10 protein-coding genes (1 of these 10 running past the window's edge) are annotated in these 10,087 nt (G+C 55.4%); 4 read left to right on the top strand and 6 right to left on the bottom strand.

Annotated features, from left to right (window positions below; all coding sequences use genetic code 11):
* Positions 1-99: 99 nt before the first annotated feature.
* The 6 genes from BED41_RS04650 to BED41_RS04675 all read right to left on the bottom strand — a co-directional run bounded on the left by BED41_RS04650 (position 100) and on the right by BED41_RS04675 (position 6,904).
* Positions 100-1,194 (bottom strand): ABC transporter ATP-binding protein, encoded by a 1,095-nt coding sequence (locus BED41_RS04650; RefSeq protein ID WP_066743565.1) that lies wholly within the window; start codon positions 1,192-1,194, stop codon positions 100-102.
* Positions 1,194-2,864: an ABC transporter permease gene (locus BED41_RS04655; RefSeq protein WP_066743566.1), complete on the bottom strand. Its 1,671-nt coding sequence runs from the start codon at positions 2,862-2,864 to the stop codon at positions 1,194-1,196. The genes BED41_RS04650 and BED41_RS04655 overlap by 1 nt, the downstream gene beginning before the upstream one ends.
* 71 nt (positions 2,865-2,935) lie before the next feature.
* Positions 2,936-3,940 carry an ABC transporter substrate-binding protein gene (locus tag BED41_RS04660; protein WP_174544908.1) on the bottom strand — a complete coding sequence of 335 codons (1,005 nt, stop codon included), beginning with the start codon at positions 3,938-3,940 and terminating at the stop codon, positions 2,936-2,938.
* 254 nt (positions 3,941-4,194) lie between these two features.
* Positions 4,195-4,671, bottom strand: a complete 477-nt coding sequence (locus tag BED41_RS04665; RefSeq protein ID WP_066743570.1) for a CBS domain-containing protein — start codon at positions 4,669-4,671, stop codon at positions 4,195-4,197.
* Between the two features lie 52 nt (positions 4,672-4,723).
* Positions 4,724-6,010 carry an ArsB/NhaD family transporter gene (locus BED41_RS04670; RefSeq protein WP_066743572.1) on the bottom strand — a complete coding sequence of 429 codons (1,287 nt, stop codon included), beginning with the start codon at positions 6,008-6,010 and terminating at the stop codon, positions 4,724-4,726.
* Between the two features lie 249 nt (positions 6,011-6,259).
* The gene (locus BED41_RS04675) at positions 6,260-6,904 is read right to left on the bottom strand and encodes a DedA family protein (protein ID WP_066743576.1); all 645 of its coding nucleotides are present in this window, start codon (positions 6,902-6,904) and stop codon (positions 6,260-6,262) included.
* A 151-nt stretch (positions 6,905-7,055) separates the two neighbouring features.
* Here BED41_RS04675 and BED41_RS04680 point away from each other — a divergent pair, with 151 nt between their 5' ends.
* The 4 genes in view from BED41_RS04680 to BED41_RS04695 are tightly spaced (each overlapping or abutting the next) and all read left to right on the top strand, a layout consistent with a single transcriptional unit that may run on beyond the window.
* Positions 7,056-8,051, top strand: coding sequence for an asparaginase domain-containing protein (locus BED41_RS04680; protein WP_168160230.1), 996 nt, complete (start codon positions 7,056-7,058; stop codon positions 8,049-8,051).
* On the top strand, positions 8,048-9,337 hold the full coding sequence (gene rimO, locus BED41_RS04685; RefSeq protein WP_066743580.1) for a 30S ribosomal protein S12 methylthiotransferase RimO: 1,290 nt from the start codon (positions 8,048-8,050) through the stop codon (positions 9,335-9,337). The genes BED41_RS04680 and rimO overlap by 4 nt, the downstream gene beginning before the upstream one ends.
* Complete coding sequence (locus tag BED41_RS04690; protein WP_084002255.1) at positions 9,334-9,822, top strand: phosphatidylglycerophosphatase A family protein; 489 nt, start codon at positions 9,334-9,336, stop codon at positions 9,820-9,822. Before rimO ends, BED41_RS04690 begins: the two co-directional genes overlap by 4 nt.
* Positions 9,819-10,087: the 5' portion of a CinA family protein gene (locus BED41_RS04695; protein WP_066743584.1), read on the top strand. The gene runs 244 nt beyond the window's last position; only the first 269 of its 513 coding nucleotides appear in the window; the start codon lies at positions 9,819-9,821; the stop codon falls past the right edge of the window. Before BED41_RS04690 ends, BED41_RS04695 begins: the two co-directional genes overlap by 4 nt.

Genomic DNA, 10,087 nt, shown 5'->3' on the forward strand with positions numbered 1-10,087 from the left:
TTTAATGGGAGTTAATTTGTCGCTTAATTGTGGAGCTTAAGAAGATAGGCCGCCAGTATCATTTCCGGCGGCCTATTTTAAACTTCAGCTCTATGTACTTTAGCCGGCGGCGCAGGGCAGAGCGACGGTAAGCTCGGAGTTAAAGCTGAGGCTGACCGCCGTTCCGTTATCGTATCTTGCGGCGCCGGGAAAATAGTTTTCCATCACGGAGACCTGCGCACCATTTTCCAGAGTTATCATGTATTCCATACGGTCGCCGCTGAAGACGGCGCTTGCCACCGTTCCGGCGAGCAGTCCCTCCATTCCCTCCCTGAGGGTGACGGCCTCGGGGCGCAGAATCAGGGAGATCTCGTCTCCCGCCGCGTAGGCCGCGTCGGAGATGAGCTTGACGGTCAATGAGCGTTCGCCGATCTTCATCACACCGCGCTCAGCCCCCTCTCTCGCCGAGAGAGTTCCGGCGATCGCGTTTGCCTGGCCGATGAAGTCCGCGACGAAGAGCGTGCGCGGGTGTGTGTAGATATCGAAGGGTGAGCCGATCTGCTCGACCTTGCCGCGGTTCATGACCATAATGCGGTCGGCCATCGTCAGCGCCTCCTTCTGGTCGTGCGTTACGTAGAGGCAGGTGATGTCGAGCTGCTTCTGTATATTGCGGATCTCCGTCCGCATGTGGAGGCGCAGCTTCGCGTCGAGGTTTGAGAGCGGTTCGTCCATCAGCAGCACCTTGGGGCGCATGACGAGGACGCGCGCTAGCGCCACGCGCTGCTGTTCGCCGCCCGAGAGCTGGTTTGGATAACGCCGTTCAGCGCCTTTGAGGCCGACCATCTCCAGCGCCTCACCGACCTTACGCGCGATATCAGCGGAGTTCTCTGAGCGCATCCTGAGCCCGTATCCCACATTGTCGCCGATCGTCATATGGGGGAAGAGCGCGTAGTTCTGGAAGACGAAGCCGATCTCGCGTTTGTTGACCATTACATCGGTAACGTCCTCGCCGTCGATGAGTATACGGCCAGAAGAGGGTGTCTCGAAGCCAGCCACCATGCGCAGCGTGGTCGTCTTGCCGCAGCCGGAGGGTCCGAGGAAGGTGACGAGTTCGCCGCCCTTTACCTCTAAATCAACGCGTTTGACCGCGTCGAACTTTACGCCGTCTTTGATGAATGTTTTAGTTATATCTTTAAGATGCAGATCTACAGCCATTACAGATTTCCTCCCTGCCCCCTGTAATTATAGCCGGCGGCCCGCACAAGGAGCGTCAGCATTCCGTTGAATATAAAGACCAGCAGGATGAGCACGACCGAAAAGGCGCAGGCGTTGCCGAACTGCAGCTCGGTCATGCACTCCAGTATTCTCGCCGTCAGCAGCGACCAGCTCACCGATACCAGGAATATCGTCGCGCTGATCGCCGTCATCGAGTGGATGAAGAGATACTTCATGCCCGCAAGCAGCGCCGGGATTACAAGCGGCAGCGTGACGTTTTTGAAGGTGCCGATCGATGAGGCTCCGAGGCTCAAAGAGGCCTCCTCCAGCGACGGGTCTATCTGGTGCAGCGAGGCGATGACGGAGCGTATTCCCGCCGAGTCGTAGCGGAAGACATAGGCGGCGACGATGATCGACATCGTGCCGGTCAGTACGATGGGGCTGCTGTTGAAGGCGATGATGTATGCGATGCCGACGACCGTCCCCGGAAGCGCGAAGTTCAGCAGTGAGACGAACTCCATCAGCCCGTTGGCGGGGAATGACTTGCGCTGCGTGACGTAGGCGATCGTGACGGCAAGCAGACCGCCGATCGGCGTCGAGATACAGGCAATGATAAGCGTATCGATCATCGCTTTGCGCCCGTGGTCGAAAACGTATGCGAAGCTCTCCCAGGTAAAGCTGTTGTCGAGTCCCCATGCCTTTGTGAAGGCCCCCATTACGATCAGCGCGTACAGGAAGAGGATGAAGGCGATAACTGCGGCGCAGATCGCCATTACAACCGCCGTTCCCGCCATGCCGATGCCTTTGACCGTCGTCTGCGCGCCAGATTTGCCGCCCACCGTCACATAGCTTTTGCGGCTCACCCAGAAGCGCTGGAGGACGAATACGAGCAGCGCGGGAACCAGCAGCGCGAAGGAGAGGGCCGCGCCGCCCTTGAGGTCGTACATCCCCGTTATCTGTAAATATGCCTGCGTCGGCAGCACGGGGAACTGGTGTCCCGCGAGCACGAGAGGCGTCGCGAAATCGGCGAGCGAGCAGGCGAAGAGCAGCAGGATAGAGTTGGCGATGGCCGGCATCGTCAGCGGCAGCGTTACCGTGCGGAAGACGCGGAACGGCGAGCCGCCAAGCGACAGCCCGGCGTCCTCAAGGTTGGGATCGATACAGGCGAGCACGGAAGTTATCGTGAGAAAGGCGACGGGGAAGTAGGTCAGCGATTCCGATATCCAGGTGCCCCAGAAGCCGTATATGTTGAAATCGGGAATACCGAAAAATTTCAGGATGATGCCGTTGGGCCCCAGCGAGAGTGTCAGCGCGATGCTGCTCGTGAAGGGCGGCGAAATCAGCGGCAGGATTGTAACGGCGGCGATGAACCAGCGCAGGGGCGCCGGGAGGTGTATCCTCGTCACCGCGAGGGCGAAGACAAAGCCAAGGAAGGTGCCCATCGCGGCGACCGTGACCGCCAGCCAGATGCTGTTTATGAGGGCGAGCCTGTCATAGCTGTTTGAAAAGACAAGCATGAGATTGTCGAGCGAGAGCCGCCCATCGACGATGAAGGTCGTCATCAATAATTTAATAAACGGATAGACGATAAAAAGGCCCAGCGCGAGCCAGAGGGTGACTACCACCGGTATCAGCGCGGGATCGCGTCTCATAGAGGAGGAAGAAGTCATGTTTTTGAACTCCTTTGCTATAAAAATGGGCTGCGCGGAAGCCTGCGCCCGCACAGCCCTAAATCTGGAAGCTAACGGATTACTTCGTTGATCCAGCGCTCGACGTAAGCCTTGCGCTTATCTCCCTTATGCTCGGCTCCCACCTTAAGGAGCTTTACCTTTGACATATCGAGCGCGGGGCTGGTGATCTTCACGCCCTTGACTACGGGGATGTAGTTGATCTTCTGATCGACGAAGAACTGTCCGAGCTTGGGGCTCGTCGCCCAGTCGATAAACTTCTTCGCCTCTTCCTGGTTCTTAGCGCCGGCGATCATGCCCGTAGCCTCGATACCGAAGGTGACTCCCTCTTTCGGATAGGTGATGATGACGGGATATCCCTGCTGCTGGATGTCGAGCGCGTCAACGAGATAGAATATGCCGCTTGAAGCCTGTCCCTGGGCGATCGGCATCGCGCCGCCCGCGCCGCTCTTAGTGTAGAGCTGGACATTCTTATGCAGCTTCTTCTGATAGTCGAAAGCTCCGTCGACGCCGTAGACGCCGATGAGGCTGTAGATACGCTCCGTCGCCGTACCCGAGGTGCGGGCGTCGGCCATCTGCAGACCGTTCTTATAGGCGGGATTCAGCAGATCCTGCCATGACTCGGGGGCTTTGAGGCTGTTCTTTTTGAGGAAGTCCGTATTGGTGAGGAAGCAGAGGGGGATGAGGCCGATGCCGGTCCAGTGGTTGCCGGGGTCTCTGTATTCCGCTGGTGTCAGCTTCTGATCCTTCGGAACATAGACGGCGAAGACGTTGTCCTTCTGTCCCGCCGTGTAAATGTCGGCGGGGCCGCCGAGGAGGATGTCGACCTGCGGATTGTTCCTCTCCGCCACGAGGCGGGCGAGGGCCTCTCCTGAGGAGAAGCGGATGAAGTTGACCTTGATGCCGGTATCCTTTGTGAACTGCTCGAATACTTTAGATGCATATTTTTCGGGCATGACCGTATAGGCGTTGAGCGTCGCCGCCATCGCGCCTGTGCAGACGGCCATAAGAAGAGCCATGGCCATGAGGAGAGAAACCGCCTTACGATTATTGTACATAAAACCACTCCCAGTGATATTGATCGCCCCAGTATGGGCAAATGTAACGGTAACGTAAGGTTACGCTTTCGTTACATTTAAAATAATACCATCATTCGGATAAAATAAAAGTATGGCAGCCGAAAAAATTGTGCAAAGAGACGTAATATTATCCGCTAACGGCTAAACGCAGAGCGGACTGCCTGACTTATAGGCATAGCAGATAAAAATCAGAGAAAGCCGGACGGATATGGAAGATATCCATCCGGCTTTCATTATTCATACTTTAGTACGGCCTTTTCCTCACGGTTCTTCTCCAGGATCATCGAGCGTATCAGGTAGGCGCGGCTGACACAGCCTACGAAGATGCCGTTTTCATCAATGACCGGACAGATTTTGAAATGGCGGCGGATCATCTCTGCGGCGACGGCAAAGTCGCTGTCGTCCTTGTTGAAGCAGACGACGTTTTTTTGCATTATTTCCGTCACCTTTTTATAGCGGATGGCGGCGAAACGCTTTGCGAACTGTCCATAATCCGGCAGGAAGGCGGCGTTTTTCAGCGTCGTTATATATCCCGGCAGGCACTTTTTTATTATATCCTCTTCGCTCACGAATCCACAGACCCTGTTATCTTCGGAGAGTACGGGCACCCCAGTGCGGCAATGGCGGAGTATCAGTTCGATCGCCCGTTCTATTGTGTCGCCTTCGCGGAGCACGACCTTATCTTTGTTCATCAGTTCGCCAATTTTCAAGCAACATTCCCCCTGCCCAGTCTTCACCTTAAATAAATTATACTACAGCATCTCACATCCAGAGTCCCCGGCCTATCCACAGCAATGCTATTGAGGATAAAAGCAGCGAAACAAAGACGACCCGCAGCCCGATCTTTGAAAAGGCGGCGAACGGTATCTCAATTCCCTCTTTTGCCGCGAAATCGGCTACGACTGCGTTTGCCGCCGCGCCGAAATATGTGCCGTTGCCGCCGAGACAGGCCCCGAGGGCGAGCGCCCAATATAGCGGCTCCGGGGGGATCGCGGCGGCCAGCGCCATTGATTTGATGATATGCACGAATATTGCCGTGAAGGCGATGTTGTTGATAAAAGCACAGGTGATTCCCGATATCCAGAGGATGCCGAGCAGCATCAGCAGCGGATTGCCAGCGAGAACTGCCGTGAGCAGTTTCGAGACCGCCTCAAGGACGCCGGTGGCCTTTAATCCGCCGGCCATAATAAAGAGGGAGATAAAATATATTATCGTCGGCCACTCAATCTCATTATGGATTATCGCTCCCTCGTCAAGCAGAGATACCGCAAGCAATATTCCCGCGGCGGTAAGCGCGACGACGGATGCCTCAAGGTGCAGAAGGCGGTGCATGGAGAATCCGACCAGCACCAGAACGATGATCGCCACGGACTTTATCATCAGCGGCCTGTTGACGATAAGCCTTGACTCGTCTACCTCGCGCAGACGCATCGCGGCCTCAGGGTCTGATTTCAGCTCTTTTTTATAATAAATACTGACATAGGCCGTCACGGCACAGAGAGCGACGACGGCGACCGGCGCTAGGACGACGAGGAATTCATTGAATGAGAACTTTGCTACGGAGGCGATGATCATGTTTGGCGGATCTCCGATGAGCGTCGCCGTTCCGCCGATGTTGGAGGCGAATAGTTCCATCATAAGCAGCGGCAGCGGGTTCATCGCGATCAGTTCGCAGAGAGAAAGCACGACTGGCGTGACCAGCAGCACCGTCGTCACGTTGTCGAGGAAGGCGGAGAGTACCGCCGTGAGCAGTGAGATAATCCAAAATATTCGCAGTGGTCTGCCGCCGGTTATCTTTATCGCTTTGACGGCGAGATACTGGAAAAGACCGCTCTTGGAAAGAATGCCGACAACAATCATCATACCGACGAGAAGTCCGACGGTGTTATGGTCGATTGCCGCTACCGCCTCCTCAGATGAAAGAATGCCGCTTATTACCATAACGGAAGCTCCCAGCAGAGAGGCGGTCGCCGTCTTCATCTTACCGGTTGCCGCGAGAACTATCGTCCCGAGAAAAATTAGCAATGCCGCCCAGGCCTGTAAAGTCATATATCTTCCTCCTATAAGTATAAGAGATCGTGGAGCAACGGAAATAATAATTTTAATAAAAACCGTTTCTTCACTTTCTATAAAACGGATGGGACTATACGCCCTGCCCTCTTAAAAGACAACCCTTAAAGTGGAAAGTCGATATATTGTGATAATGTGAAATATTTGTGAAACGAAGTAAAAACAATAATCCCCTCCCGTCTGAACGAGAAGGGGATTATTTATAAGTTGAAAAGGGGAAAACTGTTTCTATTTATGGTGTTTTTTACGATAAATAATTATATAAATCACAACTAGTACGGCGCAGGCGGCGATCAGGGCGAGACTTATCTTCTTTATCTCCTGGTGAATGAGCGCCTGATTGCTGCCGAGGAAATAACCGACGAGGGCGAGGATCACTACCCAGATCCCAGAGCCGAGCGCGGTATAAAGGGCAAACTGCGTGAGCGGCATCCTCGCAAGCCCGGCGGGGAGCGAGATATACTGGCGTATCACAGGCAGCAGCCGTCCCGTGAAGGTGCTTATATGTCCATGGCGGGCGAAGAAAATCTCCGCCTTGTCAAGCGATTCATGGGTGATGAAAAAGTATTTTCCATATTTTTCAAAGATCGGACGTCCCCAGCGCACGGCGATCCAATAGTTGAAGAGGCCGCCGAGGATACTGCCTGCGATCCCGCTGAGTATCACGAGAAATATATTCATCTCGCCCTTCCATGCAAGGTAACCCGCCGGAGGCACCACGACCTCGCTGGGGAAGGGGAAAAAGGAAGATTCGAGGAACATGAGGCCGACGATCCCAGGATAACCAAGATGGCCGATGACCTCCACCAGCCATTGTATTAAATCCCCAAAAAGCTGGATACCGTAACTTAAAAAAGAAGATAGCGCCTCCAATGCAAAACTCCTCTCGTATTTTTTATCATGTAAGAAGATATACGGAAAGATGATAAAAGTCCATAGCAATTTGAAACCTTTGCCTCTTTGCGTTAAAATGCAACATGGAAGAGAAGTGTTTTTTATGATCGTAAAGGATGGAGGAGTCATATTGCTTCCGTTACCGAGACTCGCGCTTGTCATAGCTGGTAATTTTTCCGCGGATGAGGAAAACGCCGATCCTGGTATCCTGTTGGGATATCTGCCTGAGGAGCTGGCGCGCTGCTGTGAGATCAAAGAGTGGAGCTGTCAGCCAAGTACCCACTATTCTATGCCGATGACCCTTGCGATGGAGGAGATGTTCGAATCGCTTATCGCCGAGGGCTACACCGGGATAATCACCGTCTGCGGCAGCGGCGTCATGGAAGAGATGGCCTATCTGGTAAACCTGCTCTGGCAACACCCGGAACCGGTGATCTTCGCCAATCTTATGGTGCAGGGCCGGGCCGGACTCAAAGAGGGGCTGGTGAACCTGCACTGCTCGGTGCTCGCCGCGCTTTCACCGGAGGCGAGGGACAAAGGGGTGCTGCTCTGTTCCAGCGGTGAACTCTTCGGGGCGGACGACGTGACCCTTGTCGATCCCGGTTCGCCGGACAGCGCCTTCCAGTCGCTGGAAAAGGGCTCGGTGGGCAAGATGCTCAACGGTGAGATCAAATTTTTCAGCGAGCCTAAGCGTCCGCCGTTTCTCGCCCGCAGGCCGAAGGATCTCCCATACGTAGAGATAATGTGGGCTTCGCTTGGCGGCGGAGAGAGCCTGCTCTCGCTTCTCGCCTCCAACAGGGAGCTTGGCGGTCTCGTACTTGCCGGTTTCGGAGCGGGCAACGTGCCTCCGTCATGGGTTCCGCCTATCCGCAATATATTGCGGCGGCGTATCCCAGTGGCGATCACCTCACGCTGCTTCCAGTGCCATGTGCATAAGACGAACGACTTTGAGGGTTCTTTTGAAAAACTTACTGAAATGGGGGTAATGTCTGGCGGCAAGCTGAACCCGTTCAAGGCGCGCATACGCCTCTCCCTCGGGATATCGGCCGGACTCACCGATAGCGGCCTCAGCCTCTACATGCTGAACCAGCCTGTCTGCGACGACATAAACACTTTATATAAATGAAAATATACTGCTTAACGCTTGGCTGCGCTAAAAACCGGGTGGACAGCGAATGCCTCGCCGGCGCGCTCACGGCCGCGGGCCATGAGCTCGTCTCCTCTGTGGAAGAGGCCGAATGCGCGCTGGTCAATACCTGCGGCTTTATACGTCCCGCGGTGGAAGAGAGCGTAGCGGCGATACTTGACCTCGAAGAGCTTAAAAGAGATAAAAAATTAAAGAAGATCGGCGTCGTCGGCTGCCTTGTGAACCGCTATGAGGGAGACCTTCCCTCGGAGGTGCCGCTGGTGGATTTCTGGGCGCGGACTGAGGATTGGAAATTTGTCCTCGACCAGCTCAAGACGCCCGGAGACGACGAACGACACAGGGGAACGCTTCCCTCGTCGTCAAAATATACCCGCTACCTCAAAATAAGCGAGGGCTGCGGCAACCGCTGCACGTACTGCGCCATCCCCGGCATTCGCGGTCCGCTGCGCAGCCTGCCGCTGGAGGTCATTGTGAAAGAGGCCTGCCAGCTTGCGGAAGAGGGCGCGCGCGAACTCTGCGTCGTTGGTCAGGACCTTACAGTCTACGGCACTGATGTGAGCGGCCGGCCTCGTCTCATAGAGCTGCTTGACGCTCTTGAAAGCTCGCTGCCGCCCGATCTTTGGATCAGGCTGCTCTACCTTCACCCCTCGCGCGTCGACAGCGCTCTCCTTGAGCGTGTCGCCGCGGGGAGACAGCTCATCCCTTACCTTGACATCCCCGTACAGCACGGAGACCCGGAAATACTGGCGGCGATGAACCGCGGCATCGCGCCTGAGTCCCTGCGCGCTATATTCAGCACGGCGCGCGCGATAAATCCTGACTTTGCGCTGCGTACCACCTGCATGGTCGGCTTTCCCGGAGAAAAGAAGCGGCACTTTGACAACCTGATGGACTTTGTCGCGGAGGTGCGCTTTGACAGGATGGGGGCCTTCACCTTCTTTCCCGAAGAAGATACCGCGGCGGCGGAAATGGCGGGGCAGGTCTCCGAGCGGACAAAGAATAAACGTCTCGGCGAGCTCATGCGTCTCCAGGAGGAGATATCATTCGAGCGTCAGCGGCAATTCGTTGGGAAAGAATTAAAGGTACTTGTGGAAAAGATAGACAGAAAAGAGGGCTATGCCGAGGGACGTTCCTTCCGTGAGGCTCCCGAGGTGGACGGAATAATAGAGATACGCAGTATAAGAGAAGATCTGAAAGAGGGCGACATCGTGACTGTGCGCGTGACAGAGGCGATGCCGCACGATATGACGGGAGAAGAGATATGATACTGACTCCGGAAATGAAGACCTGGTATGGAATGATCGCTACAGTCGGCACCGTCGGACGCTATTCAAAGATGCCCGGCACCCTGGGCGCTATCGCCGGCACAGTGCTGTGGCTGCTGTTCGGCGGCATTCCTCTCTGGACCATCGCGGCGGTGGCGGCTGTCGGCTGTTACGCCGCCGACAAATATGAAAAGGCCGCTGACCGCGAGGACCCCGGCGAGGTAGTTATCGACGAAGTCGTCGGCGTCTGGATCTCATCCTGGGGGTTTGACCTCACATACGCGGTGGTGGCGCTGTTCCTCTTCCGTATTGTCGATATAACCAAACCCTTCCCCGTCAAAGAATTTGAACGGCTTCCCGGAGGCGTCGGCATCATGGCCGACGATATCGCGGGAGGCGTAATGGTCAACCTGCTCCTGCACTTTATACACTGGCTCCTGTTTGCGGGAGGGCTGACAATGATTCTGGGGGTGATAGGAAAATGACTGGTAAACTTGACGTGCTGGCCGCCGCAGTTATCAAAAACTTTCGCGAACGCGGCCTTTCGCTCTCCCTGGCCGAATCATGCACTGGCGGGATGATCGCCGCCGCGCTGACCGGCGTACCGGGGGCCTCCGATATCTTCTGGGGCTCCGCCGTTACATATATAAACAGCGCGAAGGAACATATCCTCGGCGTCTCAAGTGAAACCCTTGAAAGACACGGCGCGGTCAGCGAAGAATGCGCGCGCGAAATGGCCGAGGGCTCCCG

Source organism: Cloacibacillus porcorum (genome assembly GCF_001701045.1).
GTDB lineage: Bacteria > Synergistota > Synergistia > Synergistales > Synergistaceae > Cloacibacillus > Cloacibacillus porcorum.